This is a genomic window from Streptomyces sp. Rer75 (assembly GCF_013414305.1).
GTDB lineage: Bacteria > Actinomycetota > Actinomycetes > Streptomycetales > Streptomycetaceae > Streptomyces > Streptomyces himastatinicus.
Window position 1 is genome coordinate 796,649 of the sequence record NZ_CP058693.1, and the last position, 23,971, is coordinate 820,619.

Consider the following 23,971-nt stretch of genomic DNA (forward strand, 5'->3'; position numbering starts at 1 on the left):
TGCCTCAACGCGGCCGTCCGCGGCTATGGTGAGCGGGTCCGAGGGGTACGGGCCCCGGCGGGGGAAGCGCGTCGGCGCTGGTGAGAGAGGGGCTGCTGTGGACGGCGGCACGGTGGGGCTCCGGATCGCATCGGCAGTGGTCGTGCCGGTGGTCAAACGACTGCTGGTGCCGCCCGCGAGCGCTCCGGCGGCCGAGTTCGGCGAGCGCCCGGTCCCGATCCGCCGGCTGGTGTCCTTCGCCAAGGAGCACCGCACCCTGACCGAGGACGATCTGCACAAGCTCGCCCGGGAGCTGGTCCGCCGCGCCGTGCGGGCCGCGGGTCCCCACGATCCGCCGATCGGCGCCGACGAGCACGACTCCGTCGGGCAGGCGCTGACCCGCACCCTGCACGCGCTCGGCGACCTGGACATGGACGACGTCCACGCCTTCGCGCTCGGCCCCGAGCGGCTGGCCGCGGAGCTGTCCAGGAGCGCGGGCCCCGACACCCGCAGGCTCCTCAGCGACGACGCCGCCCGCTTCCACGACCGCCTCCTGGAGACGGCGTGCGTCCATCTCATGCGCTTCTTCAGCCAGCGGCCCGGGTTCGCGGCCCGTGCGCAAATCGAGCAGAGCCGCGAGATCCGGGAGCAGAGCGAGAAATTGGACAGGATCCTGCGGCGGCTGCCCGACATCAGCCGCCAGGACGCGGAGTTCGAGGAGGACTACGCGCGCTACGTCGTCGAGTGCCACGGCAGGCTCACGATCTACGGCGTCGATCTGCGCGAACCCGATGGCCAGGACTGGCCGCTGGAGACCGCGTATCTGAGCCTGGAGGCCAGGCCGTACCGCGAGGGGACCGATCCGGTCCCGGTGGAGAACGGTGAACCGGGCAGCGACCGGGACGCGGAGGCCGAGCGGGCCGCGGGCCCGGCCGAGGCGGTCTTCACCCGCCACGAGCGGGTGCTGCTGCGCGGGGTCGCCGGCACCGGCAAGACGACCGTGGTGCAGTGGCTGGCCCTCGCCACGGCGCAGCAGGAGCGGGTGCCGGGCGGGCTGTCGCAGCTGTTCGGCCGCGTCCCCTTCGTCCTGCCGCTGCGCACCCTGGCGCGCAAGGGCGCCGAGCTGCCCATGCCCGAGGACTTCCTGCGCTGGATCGGCTGTCCACTGGTGGGTACGGAACCGGAGGGATGGGCGGCACGGGTGCTTCAGCACGGGCGCGGCGTGCTCCTGATCGACGGGGCCGACGAGATCCCGAAGGAGGACCGGACCCGCACTCGGGCCTGGCTCAAGAAGCTGCTCGGCGTCTTCCCCGGCAATCTGTGGCTGCTCACCTCCCGCCCGTCGGCCCTGGAGCGGGGCTGGCTGGCGCGCGAGGGCTTCCAGGAGTTCGCGCTCGCCGCGATGCGGCCCGCCGACATGAAGCAGTTCATCCGGCGCTGGCACGCGGCGGCCGGGGCGTCGGAGGAGCTGGGCGAGTCGCTGACGCTGTCGCTGCGCAGGAGCCCCGAGTTGAGCCGCCTGGCGACCAATCCGCTGATGTGCGGCCTGATCTGCGCCCTGCACCGGGAGCGCCGCGGCTTCCTGCCCCAGGGCCGCGCCTCGCTGTACGAGGCGGCGCTGTCGATGCTCCTGGAGCGGCGTGACCTGGAGCGCGAGGTGTACGGCCGCAGCCGCCCGGTGCTGGACCAGAAGTCGGCGACGGAGCCGCTCCAGAAGCTGGCGTACTGGCTGATCCGCAACGAGCGGACGCAGCTGGACCGTCCGGACGCGGTGGATGTGGTGCGACGGCTACAGCCCTCCGTCCCCCGTCTGGCGGAAGTCGGGACGGCGGAGGAAGCTTTGCAGCATCTGCTGGAGCGTTCCGGTTTGTTGCGGGAACCCGCCACAGGTGCGGTGAACTTCATTCACCGGACTTTTCAGGATTTCCTGGGCGCCAGGGCCGTACTGGAAGAGCGCGACATGGGCATGCTGGTGAACAACGCGCACTTGGACCAGTGGGAGGACGTGGTTCAGATGGCCGTCGCACAGGCCCGTCACCAGGAGCGCGCCGACCTGCTGACCCGCCTCCGCGAGCGGGGCGACCGCGAGCAGGACGCGGCGGTGCGGGCGCGGTTACGGCTCCTCGCCCTCGCCTCCCTCGAACAGGCCACCCGCCTGGAGCCGACCGTGCGGGAAGCGATCGAGGACCGGGCCGCGCGGCTGCTCCCACCGCGCAGTCTGCGGGAGGCCAGGTCACTGGCGCAGACGGGCCCGCTGCTGCTCGGCCTGCTGCCCGCCGCGAAGGACCTGGAGGGCGACGAGGAGCTGGCCACCGTCCACGCGATATGCCAGATCGGCGGAGACGCCGCCATCCCCAGGCTGCGGGAGTTCCTGCGCACCGGCCAGCCCGCGGTGCGCGCTCAGCTCCTCGGCCACTGGGACCGGTTCGACACGACGGCGTACGCCGAGGAGATCGTGCGCCCGCTCCTCGACACCGCCCCCGAGGAGATCGTCACGGTGCGCTCGCACGCCGAGCTGGACGCGCTGCGCACCATGTCCGGGTATCAACGCGTGGGGCTGCACGGCGACTTCAGCCCCGACGAGATCCGCGACTCGCTCGACCCGCGGCGGCTGCGCGAGCTGCGCCTGCGCAACACCCTCCAGCTGGAGGATCTCGGTCTGCTCTCCGCCTACCCCGAGCTGGAGACGCTCGCCCTCCAGGGCTGCCGGAACGTCAAAGACCCGGCGCCGCTGACCCGGCTGCCGCGGCTGCGGCGGCTGGAGCTGCGGGATCTCCCCCAGTTCGAGACGCTGCTGAAGCTGGCGGACTGCCCTCGGCTGGAGGGCCTCCTCGTCGGCCGGGAAGTGCCCTGGCGCGGTCTGTCCGATCTTCCGCGCGCCGCCGAGCTGCGGCTGCTGGCGCTGCCGTCGTCGGCGGCCCAGCTCGCGGGCATCGTGGCGTGCCGGGGGCTCGAGGAGCTGCGGCTACAGGACGCGAGCGAGCGGCTGACGCCCGACGAGTGGGGCTCGCTCGTCGCCGAGTTGCCGAACCTGCGCAAGCTGACGCTCTCCCCGCAGCAGCTGAGCATGCTGCTGTTCGCCCCTCGTACCGAGATCCCCCAGGTCACCCATCTGGATGTGCGGGCCAGGGCGGGTGCCGCGGTTCCGCTGCGGCGGATCGCCCGGCGCCTTCCGGGACTCGAGGAGATCCATCTGTCGCAGGTCGCGGAACTCGACCTCGCCTCCCTCGCCGGACTGCGCCGACTGCGCCGGGTGCGGCTCGTCTACCCCGGCGAGGTCCGCGGAGCGGACTCGCTTCCCGACAGCGTCGAACTGGATGTCTATCCGCACCCCTGACACGCGGCACCGCCCCGCACCCGTGTTCGACACGGAGTCCCCGCTGGTCACTACCTCGTACCGATCCTGCCTTCACCTGGTGTGTTGCTCCCGCGACGGGTAAATTCTCTGTTTACAGGCGTAGTTGGTACGGATGTCAGCGGCTGATGTCTCGGGGGAGCGGTGCCGCCCGCCTCCGGAGTTGTGGCCGCCGGCAGCGTTGAGCAACGGAGGCGGGACACAGCCAGATGCGCGTATCGGAAGGGTCACCGCTCTATGGCCGGGACCCCCTGCTGCGCTCGCTCGTTCCGCGGCTCACCGGCCTGGCCTTCGACGAGAGATCCCGTACGGCCCGGGAACACCAGGGCGATCTGCCCGTGGTGCTGGTGACCGGCCACCACGGCATCGGGCGCAGCGCCGTCCTCACGGAACTGGCCGCGTGCTACCGGGACCGGCTGCCGCTCGCCCACGTACGGGTCGTCGCCACCGAAACCGCCGCCTTCCCGTCCGCACCGGCCGACGGGGGCGCTCCCACCGCCTCCACCCTGGTCGAGATCCTGACGGAGCTGGTGTGCGGGCTCGCGCCCGGGCTGCGCCGCCGCTTCCCCGTTCTGGTGCCGGGGCTGTTCGCCGTCTCCGGCTGGCACCACGGCAACGCCGAGCAGCGGGACGCGGCGTGTCTCCGGTTCGCCCGGCTGCTGCTCGCCTGCCGCCTCACCGGCGGGGACGAGAACGCGCTGCGGCACGCCTGGGCCACCGCCGTCGAAGGCCGTCTGGATGCCGTCGGCGCGGACGACGGTATCGGCGCGGAGCCGGAGTCGTCGGACGCTTCCGACCCGTCGGGCGCTTCGGACCCGTCGGACCGGGACGCGGTCACCGCCGCCGTGGTGGCCGAGTACGCCGAACGGTACCCGTCGGCCACGCCCCAGGAGTGGTACCGGCGGCGCTTTCCCCGGGGCGCGGAGGGGCAGGATCCGCTGGTACTGCTCGGGCAGTGGTTCCAGCAGGGCGGGGACTACCGGCATGCGGCCGAGCAGAGCCTGATGGCCGCCTTCCTGCACGATGTGGCCGCCTCCTACGGCAGGTTGCAGCGGTGGAACCGGGAGCCGTGGCCGCTCATCCTGCTCGACGACACCCACCACCCGCCCGGGCAGAACTTCCTCGATCTGCTCCTGGAGCACCGGGCGGGGCCCGAGCGCCCCGACCGTGAGGAGCTGGTCGTCGTGGCCACCCGGCTCGGCGGCCCGCCGGAGGACGCCTCCGCCGCGGTCCACCGCCACCTCCCCGACCTGGTGAAGTCCTCCGGCTGGGAACGCAAGGGCCTCAGCCCCTCCGCCGGGCTGCTCACCGTCCCCCTCACCCCGCTGAGCCGGGACGACATCCTGCCGCTCCTGGTGCCGGACCGGCCCGCCCGGCCGCTGCACCCCTATCTGGCCTCCGCCGTGCACTCCCTCACCGGCGGGCATCCCGCGGTGACCACCGTGCTGTGCGCGGCGGTGCTGGACGCCACCGCGAAGGGCACCGTCGTCGGCCCGCGGGACCTGCTCCACCTCCACGCCGAGGACGGGCGCCCGGTCACCGAAGCGCTCCTCGAGCAGCTGCTGCCGGACCGGCGCCAGCGCGACCGGCTGACCCTGCTCTCGCTCGCCCGCGACAGCACGGCGGCCGAGGCGCTGGCCGACCATCTGCGCCTCCAGGGCCCCGATCAGCTGCCCGCCAACTCCGCCACGGACTACCTCGAAGAGCAGCAGTGGCAGCGCCTCACCCCGCCGGACGAGCCGCTGGTCACCGACCCCCTGCTGCGGACCCTGCTGGTGCACGAGGCGCGCCGCACCTCGCGGGCGGCCGACGACGGCCGCGGCTGGCAGGACATCCACCGCTTTCTGCGGATGCACCACGCGCAGCGCGGCGAGATCGGCGAGGCGGACGCACTGCGGCACACGCTCGCCGCCGGGAACGCCGAGGCCGTGGTGGCCATGCTGGCGGAGGAGTTCCAGTCGGAGCAGGACGAACAGGCCGCCGGACACTGGCTGTTGTGCCTCCAGTACGCCGCCACCGCGCCCACCCCGCCCGCCGGTGAGTGGACCGACGACCGCATGCAGGTCGCCCTCGGCGCGCACGACGGCCGGTATGCGGGACTGCACGAGATCGAGCGGTGCGTCAACCGGCTGCTGCACGCCCTGTGGCATGTGTCGGAACCGCACGCCGAACCGGACCCCGACATGTGCAAGGCCGTCGGCGAAGAGCTGGCCTACCTCTCACCGCGGCACCCGTCCTGGCACGCCGTTCTGGGCCAGGCCGCCCGCAGCTGGCCTGCGGCGGCGCGGAAGAAGCGCCCCTTCCCCATCACCGGTCAGTGAGGAAGCATGCTGCTGCGTCTGTTCCGTCGTCATCCCCGCGAGTGGGGTCCGGTCGAGTGGCTGGCCGTCGTCGGACTCGGCGCACTGGCCGCCGCCGCGATCGCCGTCGTCGTCAGCATGGCGCGGGGCCCCGGCAGATGCGGTGACGATCTGCGGGACATCGACGGAGACTGCGTAGGCGTCACCGCGGACGCTTTCGAGGCGGACCCGGGCCTCAAGAGCCTCATCCAGGCGGTGGCCGACGAGAACGCCCGGGTGCGGCAGAACGCGGAGTCCCCGTCGAGCGGCCCCGAGATCCCGTACGTGCGCATCGCGCTGATGATGCCCTTCACCGCCGACGAACACAGCGCCATGACCACGGACATGATCCGCCGCGGACTCGCCGGTGCCCTCGCCGCGCAGCGGCAGGCCAACCGCTTCGGCGGCCCGCACTACCAGCTGCTGCTCGCCCCCGACGGCCGCAACCTCGACCACTGGGAACCCGTCGTCACCCGCCTCGCCGAACTGTCCAAGGACACCCGCGCGCCACTGGTCGGCGTGACCGGCATCCCCAGCAGTACGCCGGAGACGCGCAGGGCGATCGCCGCGCTCAGCGAGCACAAGATCCCCACGGTCGGCCCGGTCATCACCGCGGCCAACATGAACGCCCCGTACTTCTTCAAGACATCGGCCAACAACGACCAGTTCGCCCGCGCCCTGGCGCGCTACCTGGCCGAGCGGCCGGGTGAGCACCGGGGGTTCCTGGTCTGGGACAACCGTGACGGGGACGTGTACTCGAAGAACCTGCGCAGCGTCTTCGAAAGACACTTCGGCGACGCGTACGGCCTGGCCCACCACAACACGAACTTCACCGGCACCTCCGGAACCGACCAGGGAATCCCCCAGCGCTTCACCGACCCCGTGCGGAAGATCTGCAACGAGAAGTCCGACACCGTCTTCTTCGCCGGCCGCGACCAAGACCTGCCCGCGTTCATCGAGCGCCTGGCGCAGGAGGGCGACTGCGGCCGCACCACGAAGCTGCGCATCCTCAAGGTGGGCATCGGCCTGGAACCCACCCTCACCACCGAGGCGCTCACCCAGCGGCTGGACGACGCCCGGGCGACGATAGTCGACGCATCCTGCGTCGACCCCGCCTGGTGGAACGGGAAGAACAAGCCCGAGAAGGCCCTCGGCCGCTTCCTCGACCAGTTCAACCAGCTGAAGGAGCAGCACACGCTCGGCGCCAAGCCGCTCGACGACGGCTACGCCGTGATGTACCACGACGCCTTCGCGCTCCTCGCCAACGCCGTGGACCGCACCTTCTCCGAATTCAACGATGGCGGCCGCCGGGCCCCGAAGTCCCCGCGCATCCCCATGAAGGCCGACGTCTACAACACCCTCAACTACCCGAGCATCTCCGGCGACTCCTGCGATTCCTGTCTGATCGGCGCGGGAGGAACCTATGGCTTCGAAGGCCCGGGCAAGAACGACCAATGGGCCGTGTGCAAGCCGGTCCCGGTCGTCGAATACCCACCCCGCCCCACCGCCCAGCCCGCACCCACCCTCTACCGCACCTACCGCAACGACGCGAAGAGCGCCTGCCCCTCCTGACGGCGTCACGCAGGCTGTCGGCACCACACAGGTCTCGCCGGTGCCTCAGGGCATCGCACGGGTGGCCGCATGGCGGTGGACGTACGAACCGGCAACCCGGCGCCCCCGACCTCGCGGTCCCCGACACGTTCTGGTGGATGACCATGCGTCAACTGGCAAGCCTCCTCCGGCAGATCCACTACGTGAACATTCAGGCCAGGAGTAGCCTCACCGCATGTTTGCAGAGCCTGATTCACGAACCGGAACGGTGCTGAGCGATGGTAAGCCCTCCGTGTCCGTCCCCCTTCGCGTCGGCGTCCTCGGCGCGTCCTCGATCGCCCGGCGGCGGACACTCCCCGCGTTGCGCGACCTCCCGGACATCACGGTCGTCGCCATCGCCAGCCGCGACCGCAAGAAGGCCGATGACTTCGCCGCCGACTTCGGCTGCGCCGCCGTACAGGGCTATGAGCAGCTGATCGAACGCGAGGACATCGACGCCGTCTACGTCTCGCTGCCCAACGCCCTGCACTACCCATGGGTGCGTGAACTGCTCACCCACGGCAAACACGTGCTGGCCGAGAAGCCGCTCACCACCACTCCACAGGACACCGCGGAGCTGGTGCGGCTGGCGGCGGAGCGGAGACTGGTCCTCCGGGAGAACGTCGCGTTCGTCCACCACGGGCTGCACCGGCGGGTGGCCGAGATGGTGGCGGACGACCGCATCGGTGAACTCCGGCACGTCGAGGCGTCGTTCTGCTTCCCGCCGCTGCCCCCCACCGACGTGCGCTATCAGGCGGACCTCGGCGGCGGGGCCCTCCTCGACACCGGAATCTATCCCGTACGGCTCGCCCAGTACTTCCTCGGCGACGAGCTGACCGTCGCCGGCGCCGCACTGCGCGAGGGGCCGGAGGCGGGAGTTGACGTAGCGGGCAGCGCCCTGCTCGTGGCGACGGCCGGGGCAACCGCCGCGCTCACCTTCGGCTTCGAGCACAGCTACGGCGCGAAGTACACGCTGTGGGGCAGCAAGGCGCGACTGACCGTCGACCGGGCGTTCACTCCGCCGCACACCATGTCGCCGCTGATCCGCATCGACGAGCAGGACCACGCCGAGGAGATCGTGCTCCCCGCCGAGCACCAGTTCGCCAACTCGATAGCCTCCTTTGCCGACGCGGTACGGCGGACGCAGGCCACGGGGGCGGACTCCGGCCACGCCGCATGGGCCGCCACGACAGTGCGTACCGCCGAACTGCTCGCCCGGATCTCCGAGGCGGCCGTACGCGTCAGCGGGCGGACGCAGTCCTGATGGAGATCATCGGCCAGGGAATCATCGCTCGCAATGTGGCCACGATCGCGGACCGGCATCCGCATGCGACAGTGCCCGGCCCCCGCGCGTTCGAGGGCCGGGGCGCCACGGCACCCGTCTGACCAGAGCCGGGCGACGGTGGAGGCATGGCCGGGCGGGTGCGCCGCTGCGCCTATGTCTTCTGACTCCGCTCCGTCGCCCGCTCTTGGCGGTGATCTTCCCGCGCTTGTCCTCCAGGTACAGGCCCTCGGATGACGACGGCGCCAGCCGGGGAAGGGAAGCGGCAGTGCTCAGAGCGCGGGGACCTCGGCGGCGGCCAGCATGTCCTCGATGAGGTCGGCAGCGCGCGGGGTGCCGCCCTCGGCCTGGGCGTCGGCCTGCAACTGCTTGGACCGGCCGATCCGTTCCTGATCCGTGACCAGGTCGTTCAGCGCCGCGCGAAGGGTCTCGGCGGTGGCGTCAGCGGTGTCCACACGGCGGGCGACGCCGAGTTCCACGAGCCGGTCGGCGTTCATGAACTGCTCCGCTGCCTGCGGCACCGCGATCATGGGAACGCCGGCGAGGAGCCCGATGCCGCAGCTGCCCATGCCGGCGTGGGTGACGAAGGCGTCGGCCTGTTCCAGGATCGCCCGCTGCGGGATCCACGAGGAGTGCACCTCGACGTTGGACGGGATGGTGCCGAGTTCCCCGGGGTCGGTGTGCTTGCCGATCTGGAGTACAACGTGCCAGCCGGGCAGGTCGCCGAAGGCGGCGATGCACTGGCGGTAGAACGCCGGCTGGTGCGTGTATGACGAACCGAGCGAGATCAGCAGCACCTTGTCCGCGGCCGCCGGGCGGGTCCAGCCATCCGTGTCCGCTCGGGTGTCGAAGCAGGGGCCGACGATGGTCACCCTGTCGGCGTCGACCCGATCGACGTGCGGCTGCATCGCTCGCGGGATCAGGGCGAGCGCCTTGGCGGGCGGGCTGGAGAACGTGTCCACGTCCGTGGTGGTCGCACCGCAGTCGGCGAGCCACTTCGCGAACCTTTCCCGGTACGCGTCGGCGCCCGGCAACTTCTGTAGAAGCGCCACGACTTCCTCCTGGTAGCCGTCCCAGCCGACGAACGTCGGGGACAGTTGCACGAGGGGACGGCCCTGCGCTTCCGCGAGGACACGCGCGGCAGAGGCGCCGATGTCGTAGAGGTACAGGTCGGCCGGATCGTCGTCGTAGGCGGCCCGCAGTTGCGGGAGCGCCTGGACGGCGTCGTCCAGGAACAGGCCCGCCGCAGCGATGGGATCGGCAGGCCAGTCGTTGTCCCCGACGGGCAACGTGGAGGTGCAGGGCACCAGCTCCGCTCCGACGGACTCGATCCGGTCGGCCACGCGCGGGTCGTTGGCGTAGGTGACCCGGTGCCCGCGGGCCACCAGCTCACGGATGATCGGAAGGCTGGGCAGGACATGGCTGATGGTGGGGACGCCGACCATCGCGATATGGGCGCGGCGACGGGACATGGGCGATCACTCGTTTCTGGCGCGGGACGGGTGCGGGCGGTGTGGCGAGGACGCGGTGTCAGGGCTGGTCGCCTGCGCGGCGGCCTCCTCCAGGCCGGCGACGGTCCCCGGCATAATAGTCCGAACGTGCGTGCTGCATGGGCCAGTTACACCCACGCCACGGCGAGGAGCCAGGCGATGTCCGCGGCGTCGTAGCGGGTGCGGATGAGCCGGGCGGGGTTGCCGCCGACGATGCCGAACCACACGTCGTTGCCGACGACCGTGTCGCCCCGGCCGGGCAGGTCGGTGATCAGGTCGAAGTGCTCCGCCCAGGAGCCCCCATGGTGCGGAACGGGAAGGTGGAGCGCAGCGGCGCTGCGCGCGACGAGCGCGGGGCCGCGAGGTGCCGTGCCAGGCGTCGGGAGCCCGGCATGATCGGCAAGACACCCCCTAGGCGCAGGACGGGCACAGTCCGCGGTAGGTGACCTCGGCCTCGGAGACCGTGAAGCCGAAGCGCTCCTCCGTGGGGAGGGCGGCCAGGGGGTCGCCGGTGGGGTGGACGTCGCGGATGGTGCCGCAGCTGGAGCACACCAGGTGCTGGTGGGGGTGGTGTGCGTTGGGGTCGTAGCGCTTGGCGCGGCCGTCGGTGGAGACCTCCGTGACCTCGCGGAGGGAGACCAGCTCGCCCAGGGTGTTGTAGACGGTCGCCCGGGAGATCTCGGGCAGCCGCTCCGCCGCGCGGGCGTGCACCTCGTCGGCGGTGAGGTGCACATGGTCCCCGTCGAGGACCTCCGCCACGACACGCCGCTGGGAGGTCATCCGCCAGCCACGCCCTCGCAGTCGCCGCAGCAGGTCACTCATACAGGCTCACCTATTCACGTTCGGTGGGATGCCCGGATTTTACCCATGAGGGTCCGGGACCTCTGATGGGATCTGGGTTTGGCGTGCTTATTGACTTAGATTCTGTCCATCGTAGGATCGGTTCCGGCGATAGCCAAGGGACAGGAAGACTCCAATTCGGCAGGAGACGGAGACGTGGGGCCCGGCCCCGACTGTTCCACCGCCCGCAGTTCCTGGGCACCTGATCCGCCTGGTCCGGAAGGATTCCCATGTCTGAGAACCATGAAGCAATCGTCGTAGACGCGAAGACGGAGGGCGAGGGCGGAGGTGGCTGCCCGGTCGCGCACGGGCGTGCCCCGCATCCGACTCAGGGCGGCGGAAACCGCCAGTGGTGGCCGGAGCGGCTCAATCTGAAGATCCTGGCCAAGAACCCTGCCGTGGCCGACCCCCTCGGCGAGGACTTCGACTATGCCGAGGCGTTCAACAGCCTCGACCTCGCGGCCGTGAAGCAGGACATCGCGGAGGTGCTGACCACCTCGCAGGACTGGTGGCCGGCCGACTTCGGCCACTACGGCCCGTTCATGATCCGGATGGCCTGGCACAGCGCGGGCACCTACCGGATCAGCGACGGCCGCGGCGGTGGCGGCACCGGTCAGCAGCGCTTCGCACCCCTCAACAGCTGGCCGGACAACGGGAACCTGGACAAGGCCCGCCGTCTGCTGTGGCCGGTCAAGAAGAAGTACGGCCAGAGCCTTTCGTGGGCCGACCTCATGATCCTCACCGGCAATGTCGCCCTGGAGGCGATGGGCTTCGAGACCTTCGGCTTCGGCGGCGGCCGTGCGGACGTCTGGGAGCCCGAGGACGACGTGTACTGGGGCCCCGAGACCACCTGGCTCGGCGACGAGCGCTACAGCGGCGACCGGGAGCTGGAGAACCCCCTCGGTGCGGTGCAGATGGGCCTCATCTACGTCAACCCGGAGGGCCCGAACGGCAACCCGGACCCGCTCGCCGCGGCCCGCGACATCCGTGAGACCTTCCGCCGGATGGCGATGAACGACGAGGAGACGGTCGCCCTGATCGCGGGCGGTCACACCTTCGGCAAGACCCATGGCGCGGGCCCGGCGGAGCACGTCGGCGCCGACCCCGAGGCCGCCACCATGGAGGAGCAGGGCCTGGGCTGGAGGAACACCTACGGCACCGGCAAGGGCGCGGACGCCATCACCTCCGGTCTGGAGGTCACCTGGACCACGACCCCGACCCAGTGGAGCAACGGGTTCTTCAAGAACCTCTTCGAGTACGAGTACGAGCTGACCCAGAGCCCGGCCGGTGCCAACCAGTGGGTGGCCAAGGACGCCCCGGAGATCGTCCCGGACGCGCACGACCCGTCGAAGAAGCACCGTCCGCAGATGCTCACCACCGACCTGTCGCTGCGCTTCGACCCGATCTACGGACCGATCTCCCGCCGGTTCTACGAGAACCCCCAGGAGTTCGCGGACGCCTTCGCCCGCGCCTGGTACAAGCTGACCCACCGCGACATGGGTCCGAAGTCGCTCTTCCTCGGCCCGGAGGTCCCGGAGGAGACCCTGCTGTGGCAGGACCCGCTGCCGGAGGCCGAGGGCGAGACCATCGGCGCCGAGGACATCGCGGCCCTCAAGGCCAAGCTCCTCGACTCGGGCCTGACCGTCTCGCAGCTGGTCGGCACCGCGTGGGCGTCGGCCTCGACCTTCCGCGGCAGCGACAAGCGCGGCGGCGCCAACGGTGCGCGCATCCGCCTCGAGCCGCAGCGCGGGTGGGAGGTCAACAACCCCGACCAGCTGGCGACGGTGCTGCGCGTCCTGGAGAGCATCCAGCGGGAGTTCAACTCCGGCGCCAAGAAGGTGTCCCTGGCCGACCTGATCGTGCTCGGCGGCTCCGCGGCCGTGGAGAAGGCGGCCAAGGACGCGGGCCACACCATCGAGGTGCCCTTCACCCCGGGCCGTGTCGACGCGACCGAGGAGCACACCGACGTCGACTCGTTCGCCGCGCTGGAGCCGACCGCTGACGGGTTCCGCAACTACCTCGGCAAGGGCAACCGGCTCCCGGCCGAGTACCTGCTGATCGACCGGGCGAACCTGCTGACCCTGAGCGCCCCCGAGCTGACGGTCCTCGTCGGTGGCCTGCGCGTCCTGGGCGCCAACCACGCCCAGTCCTCGCACGGCGTCCTCACCGACGCCCCGGGCACCCTGACCAACGACTTCTTCGTCAACCTGCTCGACCTGGGCACGCAGTGGAAGTCGACGTCCGAGGCCCAGGACACGTTCGAGGGCCGCGACGCCGCCACGGGCGAGGTCAAGTGGACGGGCACCCGTGCCGACCTGGTCTTCGGGTCGAACTCCGAGCTGCGCGCGCTCGCGGAGGTCTACGCGAGCGATGACGCGAAGGAGAAGTTCGTGAAGGACTTCGTCGAGGCGTGGACCAAGGTCATGAACCTCGACCGGTTCGACCTCGCCTGATCAACCCCGCTCAACAGCGTCCAGGCCGGCCCGCACGGGTCGGCCTGGACGTCTTTCACGGCACGTACGGCATGTTGTACGGGGTGACCACCTGGATCGCCGAGGGCAGGGCGGGCCCGTCGTCGGGCAGCGCCTTGTGGGCGCGCATGATGGTCTGGCAGGCGCGGCGCATGTCCTGGCGCAGGTCGTGGTGGAGCACCGCGGAGAGGCGGCGTTCGCGCAGGAGCCGGGTGTTGTCGTGGTCCAGGTCGTGGGCGATGAACACCGCGCACTCCCGTGCGAGGGTGTCGAAGGCATCGAGGGTCGCGGCGTTGCCACCGCCGATGGAGTAGACGCCGACGATGTCGTGGTCGCGCTCCAGCGCCGCGAGGACCAGGTCGCGCTGGGTGGCGTCGAGGCCGTCGCTGTCGGTGACCTCCACCAGGGACCGCCCGGGGTGGGCGTTCCGCATCGCGCCGCGGAAGCCCATCTCGCGTTCCTCCTCGCCACGGAAGGATCCCCGGCTGATGGTGACGAGCACATGGCCGGGACGGCCGCCGAGCCACTGCCCGACCAGATAGGCGGCGGTGGCCCCGGCGGCACGGTTGTCGATGCCGACGTACCCCACGCGCGCGCTGCTGGGCAGGTCGGTCACCAGGGTGACGACGGGGATGCCCGCTTCGACCAGGCGGCTGACGGCGGCCCCGACCTCCGGCAGGTCCGGGGCCTTGAGGATCACGCCCTGTGAACCCCGCTTGGCGATCTTGTCCATGGCCGCGATCAGCTCCGCGGCGGGGCCGGTCTCCCGGAAGTGGAAGCGCGAGCGCACCACGGCGGGGTGGAGGGACGGCAGTTCGGCTTCGAGTGCGTCGCGTACGGCGGTGGAGAACCGGTCCGGCGCCTGCATCACGATGTCGATCATGAAGGTGCGGCCCCCGATGCGGACCTGGGTCCGCTGGCGGTCCAGGTCCTTCACCGCCTGGTGGACCTCCATGACGGTGCTCTCCCGTACGCCACCCCGGTAGTTGAGGACCCGGTCGACGGTGGCCTCGCTCAGCCCGGCCTGCCGGGCGATCTCCTTGATCGTATAGGGGTGCCGCATGGCTCGTTTCCCGAAGTCGATGATGGGTTTTTGATGGGTTGCTGCCGATTGATTGATGGAAGCGGGTTCATAAGACTGGCAGAAACGCAGGCACGGCGAAAGGACCCAGGATGTCCCCCACCGACGCGGCACCACGGACGTGGCTGACCGAGGACGACTGCGCTCTCGACGCGTTCCGTGCCCTGGTCGAGCAGGGCACCGACCCGCACGACCACCCCTCGGCCGAGCGCATCGAGCACGATGTCCCGCTGTACGACGGCGACCGGCTCCGCGGCCTCGCGGCCACCCGGGAGGGGCGCCGGGCGGTCCAGGACGAGCTGGTGCGGGCCCTGCTGGACGGGCCCGGCGTGGTGGTGCTGCGGCGCGCGTATCCGGACCCCGCCGTCGTGGACCGCGCGTCCGGCGCGTTCAACGCGCTGATCGAGGAGGAGCGGGCGCAGGGCGGCGCACGCGGTGACCACTTCGCGAAGCCGGGCGCCAACGACCGGGTGTGGAACGCGCTGGACAAGATGGCCGTGCGCGCGCCGGAGGCGTTCGCGGACTACTACGCCAACGACCTGCTGGAGCTGGTCTCCGAGGCGTGGCTGGGACCGGCGTACCAGGTCACCTCGCAGGTCAACGTGGTCAACCCGGGTGGCGCCGCGCAGAGTGTGCACCGCGACTACCACCTGGGCTTCCTCCCCCAGGAGCGGGCGGCCGCGTACCCGGCGCACGTCCACCGGCTGTCGCCCGTCCTGACCCTCCAGGGCGCGGTGGCGCACTGCGACATGCCGGTCGAGTCGGGGCCGACGCTGTTCCTGCCGCATTCGCAGAAGTACGAGCCCGGCTATCTGGCCTGGCGGTTGCCGGAGTTCATCGAGTACTTCGAAGAACACCACGTCCAGCTGCCGCTGGAGAAGGGCGACGCGGTGTTCTTCAACCCCGCGCTGTTCCACGCCGCCGGGCACAACCGCTCGGCCGACATCAAACGCATGGCCAATCTGCTCCAGATCTCCTCCGCCTTCGGCCGCGCGATGGAGAGCGTGGACCGCCAGGCGATGGCGAACGCGCTCTTTCCGGTGCTGCTGCGCCGCAAGGCCGAGGGCGTCTCCGAGGAGTGGCTGCACCGGGTGGTCGCCGCCACGGCCGAGGGCTACGCCTTCCCCACCAATCTGGACCTCGACCCGCCAGTCGGCGGGCTCGCCCCGCCCTCCCAGGCGGACACCCTCCGGCAGGCCGTGGCCGAGGGCTGGGACCCGGAGCGGCTGCGTCAGGAACTGCACGCGGGCGCCAAGCGCCGCCAGAGCTGAAGGGGGCGCAACACCTCATGGGACTGCTCGAGGACAAGGTCGTCCTGGTCAACGGTGGCAGCCAGGGTGTGGGCGCGGGGATCGTGCGGGCGGCCGTGCGCGAAGGCGCGGCCGTCGTCTTCACCGGGCGCCGGGCCGAGGTCGCCGAGCCGCTCGCCGCGGACACCGGCGCCCGCTTCGTCCGCGCGGACCTGGCCGATCCGGAGCAGGCGCGCGAGAGCGTCGTACGGGCCGTGGACACCCACGGCCGCGTCGACTGCCTGGTCAACGCGGCCGGGCTGACCTCGCGCGGCTCGCTGCTGGACACCACGCCGGAGCTGTTCGACGCGCATATGGCGATCAACCTGCGCGCGCCGTTCTTCGCGATGCAGGCGGCGGTGGCCGACATGACGGCCCGCAAGGCGCCGGGGACCATCGTCAACATCCTCTCCAACTGCGCGCACGGCGGCCCGCCCCATCTGGCGCCGTACTCGGCCGCGAAGGCGGGGCTGGCGGGACTGACCCGCAACGCGGCCTACGCCCACCGCTGGGACCGTATCCGCATCAACGGCCTCAACATCGGCTGGACGGACACCGAGGGCGAGGACGCGACGCAGCGCGCCTTCCACGGTGCGGGCGACGACTGGCGGGAGAAGGCCGCCGCGGCGCAGCCGATGGGAAAGCTGGGGCAGGTCGACGAGATCGCGGACTTCGTGGTCTTCCTGCTCTCCGAGCGCAGTGGTGTGGTCACCGGTTCGGTCATCGACTGGGACCAGAACATCATCGGCGGATTCGACTGAACCGCCCCGTGGGCTGAAGGAGCACGATGGTCATGCGTATGGGCATCCTGGGGCTGGGCCGGATCGGCGCGTTCCACGCACAGACCCTGTCCGAACTCGACACGGTGGACTCCCTGGTGGTCACCGACCCGGTGGCCGCCGCCACCGCCCTGGCAACGGAACGGTGGGGCGCCACCGCGGTGGACTCCCCCGAGGCCGTGTTCGCCGCGGGCGTGGACGGCGTCGTGATCGCCGCCGCGACCGATGTCCACCCGGAACTGATCCTCGCCGCGGTCGAGGCGGGTGTGCCCGCGTTCTGCGAGAAGCCCGTGGCCCGCGGGATCGAGGAGGGCGTCGAGGTGCTGCGCGCGGTCGAGGACAGCGGCGTCCAGGTGCACATCGGATTCAACCGGCGCTTCGACGCGGGCTGCGTGGCCGCGCGCCGGGCCGTGGCGAGCGGTGAGCTGGGGCCGCTGCACACCGTGCGGTCCACCACGCTGGACCCCGCCCCTCCCCCGGCCTCGTACGTCGCGGTCTCGGGGGGCATCTTCCGTGACTGCGGCGTGCACGACTTCGACATCGTGCGCTGGGTGACGGGCCGCGAGGTGGCCGAGGTGTACGCGACCGGCGGCAACCGGGGTGCGGAGTACATCCGTGAGGCGGGCGACGTCGACACGGCGTCCGCGCTGCTCACCCTCGACGACGGCACGATCGCCGTCGTCTCCAACTCCCGGCACAACGCCCGGGGTTACGACGTACGTCTGGAGTTGCACGGCATGACGGACAGCATCGCGGTCGGCCTGGAGGACAGGCTGCCGCTGCGTTCGGTCGAACCGGGTGTCACCTTCCCGGCCGGGCCGCCGCACGACTTCTTCATGGACCGCTTCGCCGACGCCTACCGCGCCGAACTCACCGCCTTCACCGAGGTGGTGGCGGGCACCCGGACCTCTCCCTGCACGGTGGCGGACGCCATCGAGGCGAGCTGGATCGCCGAGGCCTGCGCCCGGTCGCTGCACGAGCACCGGCCCGTACGGCTCGAAGAGGTACGGGTGCACCGCGATGAGGTGCGTACGGCATGACGGACGAGCCCTTGCGGATCGGTGTGCTGGGCGCGGCGCGGATCGCCGAGCTGTCGATCGTCGGTCCGGCCCGTGCGGGCGGCCACCGTCTCGTCGCGGTGGCCGCCCGCGACCGCGGCCGGGCGGAGGCGTTCGCCGCCGCACACGGCGTCGAGCGGGTGGCCGCGTCGTACGCCGCCCTCGTCACCGACCCGGAGATCGAGGTGGTCTACAACCCGCTGGCCAACGGGCTGCACGGGCCGTGGAACCTGGCCGCCCTGGCGGCGGGCAAACATGTGCTCACCGAGAAGCCGTCCGCGAGCAACGCCGAGGAGGCGGCCGAGGTCCATCGGGCGGCGCTCACGGCGGGCACCGTCTTCATGGAGGGCTTCCACTATCTGTTCCATCCCGTCACCCGGCGGCTGCACGACCTGCTGGACGGCGGGGAGCTGGGTGAACTCCGGCACGTGGAGACCGTGGTGGCCATGCCCGCGCCGCCGGACACCGATGTGCGCTGGTCGCTCCCGCTCGCCGGTGGCGCGCTCATGGACCTGGGGTGCTACAGCCTGCACGCGCAGCGGGTGCTCGCCCCCTGGGCCGGTGGCGCGCCCCGCCTGGTCGCCGCGCGCGGCGCAGAGCGGGCGGGGACACCGGGGGTGGACGAATGGCTCGATGCCGACCTGGAGTTCCCGGGTGGCGCGACCGGTACGGCCCGCTGCCACATGGCGTACCACGAGTGGCGGATGAACTGCCGGGTCGTGGGGACACGCGGCGAGGCGACGGCGGTGAACTTCGTCCAGCCGCATCTGGACGACCGGGTCGTGGTGCGCACGGCCGCCGGTGAACGCGTCGAGGAACTCGGCCGCCGGTCCTCGTACACGTACCAGCTCGAAGCCTTCGCCGCCCAGCTGCGCCACGGCGCGCCGCGGCCCCTCGACGCCGAGGACGCGCTGACGACCATGCGTCTCGTCGACGACTGCTACCGGGCGGCCGGTTTCCCGGTCCGGCCGCGGACGGTGGTGCCCACCGCGGGGTGAGAGGCGGTGAGGAGGGGGCCGGGTCGGCCCCCTCCTCGTCACCGCGCCGGGTGGAGCACCTCCAGGGCCGTGCGGTACGCCACGTCGGCGGCTTCCCGCACCGGAAGCGCCCGGTGCGCATCGGAGAGGATCTCCACTCCCCACGGGCCGGACCAGCCGGTGGCGCGGAGCGCGGTGATGATGTCCGGCAGGGCCAAGGACCCCTCGCCGCACAGGCGGCGACGCCGGACGGTGTCCTCGAAGAGCGTGCCGGCGACCTGACGGTCCGCGTCGTTCAGCTCCACGCCCACGATGCGCGACCGCGGTACGCCCGCCAGGTCGGCCGGTGGGGTGTGGGCGCGCTCGGTGTGCCAGACGTCGATGATGAGGCCGCCCGCCGGGTGGCCGGCGGCCTCGACCAGCCGGAGTCCGTCGTGCACGGTCTTGAGGTTGGACCAGGGGAGGAACTCGATTCCGAGCCGGGCGCCCACGTCATCCGCCTGCGCGGCCAGGGCGGCGAACTCCTCGGCCCAGGCGTCGGGGTCCCAGGGCCGGTCCTCGACATCGGGTCCGATCTTGATGTGATGGGCGCCGAGCGCCTCGGCGGTCCGCAGGAGGTCGCCGCGTACCGCGTCCGAGGCCGCGCGCCGCTGTCCCTCGGTCCACCAGTCGACCAGGAGCTCCAGCTCCAGGTGGACGAGTCCGTTGTCCTCCAGGAGCGACCGGATCCCGGCGAGTCCGTACGCGCGCTCGGCCTCCACCAGGTCCGCGTACAGCAGCCCGAAGCCCGTGAACCCGGCGGCGCCCGCCGCCTCCGCCCGCTCGCGCAAGGTCAGCGGGCTGCGCTCGTCGTCCCACCCGGGCGCGGCGTCCCCCGCGGTGGTCCAGCAGGTGGCGAGCAGATCCTCGGCGGTCATGGTGGCGTTCTCCTCCCAGAGGCGCGAGCGGCCGGCGGCCGGGGTTCACCTGGACCCACACGCTAGGCGTGCCCGAGCGGATTGCTGAAGAGGCGGAAACCATCATTAACCCATCATCGGCACCATCCTTTTCCCCTCGACCCGCGCGCGCCCGGGCGGGGAGGGCCGACGTCGTGAGCGGTGGCCGCCGCGTCTACCGTGGGTGATCTCCGCCCGGGGAGCCGGGGACCTTCCCGCCGATCCTGAAAGGCACTCATGGCAACCGTCGAAACCTCGGTGCGCGACGGGGTGGCACATCTGGTGCTCAACCGCGCGTCCGCGCTCAACGCACTCGACACCGACACCGTGCTGGCCATGCGCGCGGCGCTGGACCGGTGGCGCGACGACCCCGGTGTCCGCGCGGTCGTCGTCCGCAGCGGCACCCCGAGGGCGTTCTGCGCGGGAGGGGACATCCGGGCGATCCGTGAGGCGGCGCTGCGGGGCGACTTCGCCGCCACGACGCGCTTCTTCCGCGAGGAGTACGCCCTGAACCAGGAGATCGCCGAGTACCCCAAGCCGTATCTGGCGCTGATCGACGGGGTCGCCATGGGCGGCGGCCTCGGCATCTCCGTGCACGGTGCGGTGCGCGTGGCCACCGAGCGGTCGGTGTTCGCAATGCCGGAAACGCTCATCGGTTTCTATCCCGATGTCGGCGCCTGCTTCTTCCTGCCCCGGCTCGGCGGCGCGTTCCTGCCCCGGCTCGGCGGCGCGCTCGGCCGCTACCTCGGGCTGGCCGGCGCGCGCCTCAGCGGGGCCGACGCGGTCAAGGCGGGGCTGGCGACCCACTTCGTGTCCTCCGCCGATCTGCCCGAGTTCACCGCCGCGCTGGACACGACCGAAGCGGCCGATGCGCTCGCCAAGTACGCCCGTACCGCGCCACCGTCCGACCTGGACGACACCGGCGACCGCATCGCCGCCGCGTTCGCGCCCGGCACCCTGTCCGACGTGGTCGGCCGCCTCCGGGCGGACGGTTCGGCCTGGGCGGAGACGACGCTCGGCTCCCTCGCGGCCGCGTCACCGCTCAGCCTCCGGCTGACCGACGAGCTGCTGCGCCTGGGCGAGCGCGACACTCTCGCCGAGTGCCTCCGGCGGGACCTGGCGGTGGCGTCCCGGCTGGTCCGTGAGCCGGACTTCGCCGAGGGTGTCCGCGCGAAGCTGGTGGACAAGACCCGGGACGCGCGCTGGTCGTACGGCTCGGCGGAGGCGGTTCCCCACGAGCGGATCGCCGAACTGCTCGGCGGCTAACGTGGTGCCCCGCTGTGTACCTACCACCGCAGAGGGAGTGGTGTGCTGTGCCGGGTCCTCCGAGCAGGGGCGTGCTGGTCACCGGGGCGTCCAGGGGCATCGGCCGGGCGGTCGCGCGGGCGTTCGCGGAGCGTGGCGACCGGGTGGCCGTGCACTACGGGGCGCGGGCGGCGGACGCCGAGGAGACCCGGGCGGAGCTGCCGGGCGAGGGGCACGTGGTCATCGGCGGCGACCTCGGTGACCCGGGCGCGGCGCAGCGGATCGCCGACACCGCCGAGGAGGCGCTGGGCGGGGTCGATGTGCTGGTCAACAACGCCGCCGTGGCCACCTCGGAGGGCAACGCGCACCGGGTGGCCGACGTGTCGTACGCGGAGTGGCAGCAGGTCTGGCGGCGGATGGTCGACGTGAATCTGCTCGGGGCGGCGAACGTGAGCTACTGCGTGGCGCGGCACCTCATCGACCGTGGTGCGCCCGGCCGGATCGTGCACATCGGCTCGCGCGGGGCGTTCCGTGGCGAGCCCGACCACCCGGCCTACGGGGCGAGCAAGGCCGCGCTGCACGCGCTCGGCCAGTCGCTGGCGGTCGCGCTGGCGCCGTACGGGATCGCGGTGACCTCGGTGGCGCCCGGGTTCACCGCCACCGAGCGGGTGGCGGGACGGCTGGCCGGGGAGTCGGGGGACGCGCTGCGGGAGCAGAGTCCGTTCGGCAGGGTCGGCACGCCGCAGGAAGTGGCGGCCGCGGTGGTGTACCTGGCGTCGGCGGAGGCCACCTGGGCGTCGGGGACGGTCCTGGATCTCAACGGGGCGTCACATCTGCGGCTGTGAGCGGGGCGGCGAAGGAGGACACGTGTCCACGAAGGACGAGCGGGCCGCTGCTCGGCCTGGTGGCCGACCCATGGCGGGGCGAGGTCCAGGCGGTGGACGGCCTGCCCGCCCTGCTGATCTGCCGGGAGGCGGGCGCCCGCGCGTTCGACGACACCGGGCCGACCGCGGGCGTGCCGTCGGGCGGGCTGCTGGTCGCGGCGCCCGGGGCGGCGGAGGAGACGTACGACATCTGGCGCACCGCCCGGGCGGGTCACGGTGGCTAGGCGTCGCCGTCCAGATGGGCGAGGAAGTCCCGCAGGGCGGCGTTGACTTCGTCCGGGCGCTCCTGCTGGGTCCAGTGGCCGCAGCCGTGCAGCGTCACCTCGTCGTGCAGTTGGGGGGCGATCCGGCGCAGTGAGGCGCGTAGGGTGTCCATGCCGCGGAACGAGGTGACCAGGTCGCGGTCGCCCACCACGTACAGCGCGGGCTGGTCGATGCCGCGGCCCCGGAAGGGGGCGAGGAGTTCCTGGTTGCGCTCGATGTTGCGGTACCAGTTGAGGGGGCCGGTGAAGGCCCGGGTGCCGTGTTCGGCGTAGTCGCGGGCGAAGACCTCGATGTCCGCTTCGGTGAGCCAGCCGGGCAGCTGGTCCGGCTCGGGCACGGTGTCCAGCAGGGCCCGGCCCTCCGGGATGACCCAGGGCCGGGGCCGCTCGTTCTTCGGGTTGTCCCCGGAGCCGCTGAACAGGATCCGGCGGAGGGACGACGCGATGTCCTGCCCCAACTCGGCGTCGGCGACGCCCGGTTGCTGGAAGTAGTTCTGGTAGAAGCCCTCGCCGTAGTACCTCCGGGTGGCCGAGGGCGGGGCCATTCCGGCGGGCAGCGCCGGCGGGACGCTCAGCCCGGCCACGGCACGTACGACATCGGGGCGCAGCATCGCCGTGATCCAGGCAACCGGCGCGCCCCAGTCGTGTCCGACGACCACCGCCTGTTCCTCGCCGAGGGCGCGGATCAGGCCGATCACATCACCGGCCAGATGGAGCAGGGTGTAGGAGGCGATGTCCTCGGGCTGCTCACTGCGCGCGTAGCCGCGCTGGTCGGGGGCGACGACGCGGTATCCGGCCTCGGCCAGCGGGCCGAACTGGTGGCGCCAGGAGTACCAGCTCTCCGGAAAGCCGTGCAGCAGCAGGACCAGCGGCCCCTGTCCCTGCTCCGCGATGTGCAACCGCACTCCGTTCACCTCGACGACGTCATGCTTGACCGGGCTGTGCACTGTGTTTCCTCTTCCGCGTGGGGCGCTCTACTGCCGAGTAACGATGCTATATGCACGCGTTCTCGAGGTCGTTGAAGAGGTGGCCCAAGTGGGCACGGACGGCCGACGCACCGCCGCGCTCCTGGTGTTATCCGGGGACGCCGACGGGGTCGACGCCGGTCAGGGTGCGGCTGGTGTCCCACAGCCGCTCCGCGACGGCGGTGTCGGTGAGGTGAGCCCACACCGGTTCGGTCCGGGGCCTGCCGCGCAGACCGAAGACGCGCGGTCCCCACAGCTGCCCGCCACGCACATCGGGATCGAGCACCGCTCGCACCGCGGGCCACGCCCCGGCGTGTTTGCCCTGGAGGAGAACCCCGGCGGGCGCCCCGCGCAGCCAGGTGCCGGGGGTGCGTACGTGTACGGGCGGCCGCGAGGGGGTGAGGGAGTCGAGGGCGCCGCCGGGGTGGACCACCACGCTCGCCACCGCGCTGCCGGTGGCGAGCAGGCGGCGGTCGAGTTCGAGGCCGAAGGACATCTGCGCCAGCTTGGACCGTCCGTAGGAGCGCTTCGGCCGGTAGTCCTGCCGGGACTGCGGGTCGTCCAGGTCGAGCCGTTCGGTCTTCGCCGCGAAGCTGCCCATGGTTACGACGCGGCCCGCCGGTGCGGCCGACAGCAGCGGCATCAGCCACCTGGTGAGCGCGAAGTGTCCGAGATGGTTCGTGCCGAACATCAGCTCGTGGCCGTCCACGGTCGTACGGCGGGGCGGATCGTCGAGGGCGACCCCGGCGTTGTGGACCACCGCGTCGAGGTGTGCCGACTCCAGTGCGTCCACCGCGGTTTCGAGCGATGCGAGGTCGGCGAGGTCCAACCGCAGGATACGCACCCGCGCACCAGGGACACGCCCGCGGATCGCGGTCACGGCGGCTTCGGCCTTCATCGGACTCCGGCTGCCCAGCACGACGGTGGCCCCGGTGGCGGACAGTTGCTCCGCGATGAAGTACCCGATGCCCGCGTTGCCGCCGGTGACCAGGAAGATGCGGCCATGGGCACGCGGCAGCCGATGGACATCCCAGCGCGGGGTGGAAGACACGGACGACATGGCGGCAAGCTCCCTAGCGGCGAAAGACCCGGACGCTCGGGGTGAGCGCCCTGCCGTCGAAGATCCCAGCGGCCACCGACACACCGGCG

The 23,971-nt window shown here is 71.8% G+C and carries 20 protein-coding genes and 1 pseudogene; 14 read left to right on the forward strand and 7 right to left on the reverse strand.

Annotated elements, in window-relative coordinates:
* The first annotated feature begins 97 nt into the window (after window positions 1-97).
* The 6 genes from HYQ63_RS02705 to HYQ63_RS44285 all read left to right on the forward strand — a co-directional run bounded on the left by HYQ63_RS02705 (window position 98) and on the right by HYQ63_RS44285 (window position 8,649).
* Window positions 98-3,316, forward strand: a complete 3,219-nt coding sequence (locus HYQ63_RS02705; RefSeq protein WP_179932322.1) for an NACHT domain-containing NTPase — start codon at window positions 98-100, stop codon at window positions 3,314-3,316.
* 227 nt (window positions 3,317-3,543) lie between these two features.
* Complete coding sequence (locus tag HYQ63_RS02710) at window positions 3,544-5,655, forward strand: ATP-binding protein (protein WP_179932323.1); 2,112 nt, start codon at window positions 3,544-3,546, stop codon at window positions 5,653-5,655.
* A 6-nt stretch (window positions 5,656-5,661) separates the two neighbouring features.
* Entirely contained in the window at window positions 5,662-7,245 is a 1,584-nt protein-coding gene (locus tag HYQ63_RS02715) for an ABC transporter substrate-binding protein (RefSeq protein ID WP_179932324.1), read from the forward strand.
* Window positions 7,128-7,499, forward strand: a complete 372-nt coding sequence (locus HYQ63_RS45550) for an NDP-hexose 2,3-dehydratase family protein (protein ID WP_179932325.1) — start codon at window positions 7,128-7,130, stop codon at window positions 7,497-7,499. Before HYQ63_RS02715 ends, HYQ63_RS45550 begins: the two co-directional genes overlap by 118 nt.
* Window positions 7,500-7,516: 17 nt before the next feature.
* Window positions 7,517-8,527 (forward strand): Gfo/Idh/MocA family protein, encoded by a 1,011-nt coding sequence (locus HYQ63_RS02725; RefSeq protein ID WP_179932326.1) that lies wholly within the window; start codon window positions 7,517-7,519, stop codon window positions 8,525-8,527.
* Window positions 8,527-8,649 (forward strand): hypothetical protein, encoded by a 123-nt coding sequence (locus HYQ63_RS44285; RefSeq protein ID WP_257231560.1) that lies wholly within the window; start codon window positions 8,527-8,529, stop codon window positions 8,647-8,649. Before HYQ63_RS02725 ends, HYQ63_RS44285 begins: the two co-directional genes overlap by 1 nt.
* A gap of 168 nt (window positions 8,650-8,817) precedes the next feature.
* On the opposite strand, the gene HYQ63_RS02730 is transcribed toward HYQ63_RS44285, so the two are convergent.
* The 3 genes and pseudogenes from HYQ63_RS02730 to HYQ63_RS02740 all read right to left on the reverse strand — a co-directional run bounded on the left by HYQ63_RS02730 (window position 8,818) and on the right by HYQ63_RS02740 (window position 10,857).
* Window positions 8,818-10,017: a macrolide family glycosyltransferase gene (locus tag HYQ63_RS02730; protein WP_257231561.1), complete on the reverse strand. Its 1,200-nt coding sequence runs from the start codon at window positions 10,015-10,017 to the stop codon at window positions 8,818-8,820.
* A 152-nt stretch (window positions 10,018-10,169) separates the two neighbouring features.
* A pseudogene (locus HYQ63_RS44290) lies at window positions 10,170-10,286 on the reverse strand (antibiotic acetyltransferase); the annotation flags it as partial.
* A 160-nt stretch (window positions 10,287-10,446) separates the two neighbouring features.
* Window positions 10,447-10,857 (reverse strand): Fur family transcriptional regulator, encoded by a 411-nt coding sequence (locus HYQ63_RS02740; protein ID WP_123102789.1) that lies wholly within the window; start codon window positions 10,855-10,857, stop codon window positions 10,447-10,449.
* 248 nt (window positions 10,858-11,105) lie between these two features.
* Here HYQ63_RS02740 and katG point away from each other — a divergent pair, with 248 nt between their 5' ends.
* Window positions 11,106-13,328 carry a catalase/peroxidase HPI gene (katG, locus tag HYQ63_RS02745; protein ID WP_179932327.1) on the forward strand — a complete coding sequence of 741 codons (2,223 nt, stop codon included), beginning with the start codon at window positions 11,106-11,108 and terminating at the stop codon, window positions 13,326-13,328.
* Between the two features lie 55 nt (window positions 13,329-13,383).
* Here the strand turns inward: katG and HYQ63_RS02750 are convergent, their stop codons facing one another.
* Window positions 13,384-14,409: a LacI family DNA-binding transcriptional regulator gene (locus HYQ63_RS02750; protein ID WP_179932328.1), complete on the reverse strand. Its 1,026-nt coding sequence runs from the start codon at window positions 14,407-14,409 to the stop codon at window positions 13,384-13,386.
* Window positions 14,410-14,519: 110 nt separating this feature from the next.
* Here HYQ63_RS02750 and HYQ63_RS02755 point away from each other — a divergent pair, with 110 nt between their 5' ends.
* Genes HYQ63_RS02755 through HYQ63_RS02770 form a run of 4 tightly spaced genes read left to right on the forward strand, consistent with a single transcriptional unit; the run spans window position 14,520 to window position 18,551 of the window.
* The gene (locus HYQ63_RS02755; RefSeq protein ID WP_179932329.1) at window positions 14,520-15,698 is read left to right on the forward strand and encodes a phytanoyl-CoA dioxygenase family protein; all 1,179 of its coding nucleotides are present in this window, start codon (window positions 14,520-14,522) and stop codon (window positions 15,696-15,698) included.
* 17 nt (window positions 15,699-15,715) lie between these two features.
* A complete protein-coding gene (locus tag HYQ63_RS02760) occupies window positions 15,716-16,477 on the forward strand; it encodes an SDR family oxidoreductase (RefSeq protein ID WP_179932330.1) in 762 nt (253 codons plus the stop codon).
* Window positions 16,478-16,509: 32 nt separating this feature from the next.
* Window positions 16,510-17,535 carry a Gfo/Idh/MocA family oxidoreductase gene (locus HYQ63_RS02765; protein ID WP_179932331.1) on the forward strand — a complete coding sequence of 342 codons (1,026 nt, stop codon included), beginning with the start codon at window positions 16,510-16,512 and terminating at the stop codon, window positions 17,533-17,535.
* On the forward strand, window positions 17,532-18,551 hold the full coding sequence (locus tag HYQ63_RS02770) for a Gfo/Idh/MocA family protein (protein ID WP_179932332.1): 1,020 nt from the start codon (window positions 17,532-17,534) through the stop codon (window positions 18,549-18,551). The genes HYQ63_RS02765 and HYQ63_RS02770 overlap by 4 nt, the downstream gene beginning before the upstream one ends.
* A gap of 38 nt (window positions 18,552-18,589) precedes the next feature.
* On the opposite strand, the gene HYQ63_RS02775 is transcribed toward HYQ63_RS02770, so the two are convergent.
* Window positions 18,590-19,447 carry a sugar phosphate isomerase/epimerase gene (locus HYQ63_RS02775; RefSeq protein WP_179932333.1) on the reverse strand — a complete coding sequence of 286 codons (858 nt, stop codon included), beginning with the start codon at window positions 19,445-19,447 and terminating at the stop codon, window positions 18,590-18,592.
* A 255-nt stretch (window positions 19,448-19,702) separates the two neighbouring features.
* On the opposite strand from HYQ63_RS02775, the gene HYQ63_RS02780 reads away from it, so the two are divergent.
* The 3 genes from HYQ63_RS02780 to HYQ63_RS02790 are packed head-to-tail and all read left to right on the forward strand — an operon-like array spanning window position 19,703 to window position 21,818.
* A complete protein-coding gene (locus HYQ63_RS02780) occupies window positions 19,703-20,731 on the forward strand; it encodes an enoyl-CoA hydratase/isomerase family protein (protein WP_179932334.1) in 1,029 nt (342 codons plus the stop codon).
* Between the two features lie 47 nt (window positions 20,732-20,778).
* Window positions 20,779-21,555 (forward strand): SDR family NAD(P)-dependent oxidoreductase, encoded by a 777-nt coding sequence (locus HYQ63_RS02785; RefSeq protein ID WP_179932335.1) that lies wholly within the window; start codon window positions 20,779-20,781, stop codon window positions 21,553-21,555.
* Between the two features lie 59 nt (window positions 21,556-21,614).
* Window positions 21,615-21,818, forward strand: coding sequence for a hypothetical protein (locus HYQ63_RS02790; protein WP_179932336.1), 204 nt, complete (start codon window positions 21,615-21,617; stop codon window positions 21,816-21,818).
* Here HYQ63_RS02790 and HYQ63_RS02795 read toward each other — a convergent pair.
* Together HYQ63_RS02795 and HYQ63_RS02800 are read right to left on the reverse strand one after the other, a co-directional pair.
* A complete protein-coding gene (locus HYQ63_RS02795) occupies window positions 21,815-22,804 on the reverse strand; it encodes an alpha/beta fold hydrolase (protein WP_179932337.1) in 990 nt (329 codons plus the stop codon). The genes HYQ63_RS02790 and HYQ63_RS02795 overlap by 4 nt on opposite strands.
* Before the next feature lie 127 nt (window positions 22,805-22,931).
* Complete coding sequence (locus HYQ63_RS02800) at window positions 22,932-23,882, reverse strand: SDR family NAD(P)-dependent oxidoreductase (protein WP_179932338.1); 951 nt, start codon at window positions 23,880-23,882, stop codon at window positions 22,932-22,934.
* Window positions 23,883-23,971: the final 89 nt, after the last annotated feature.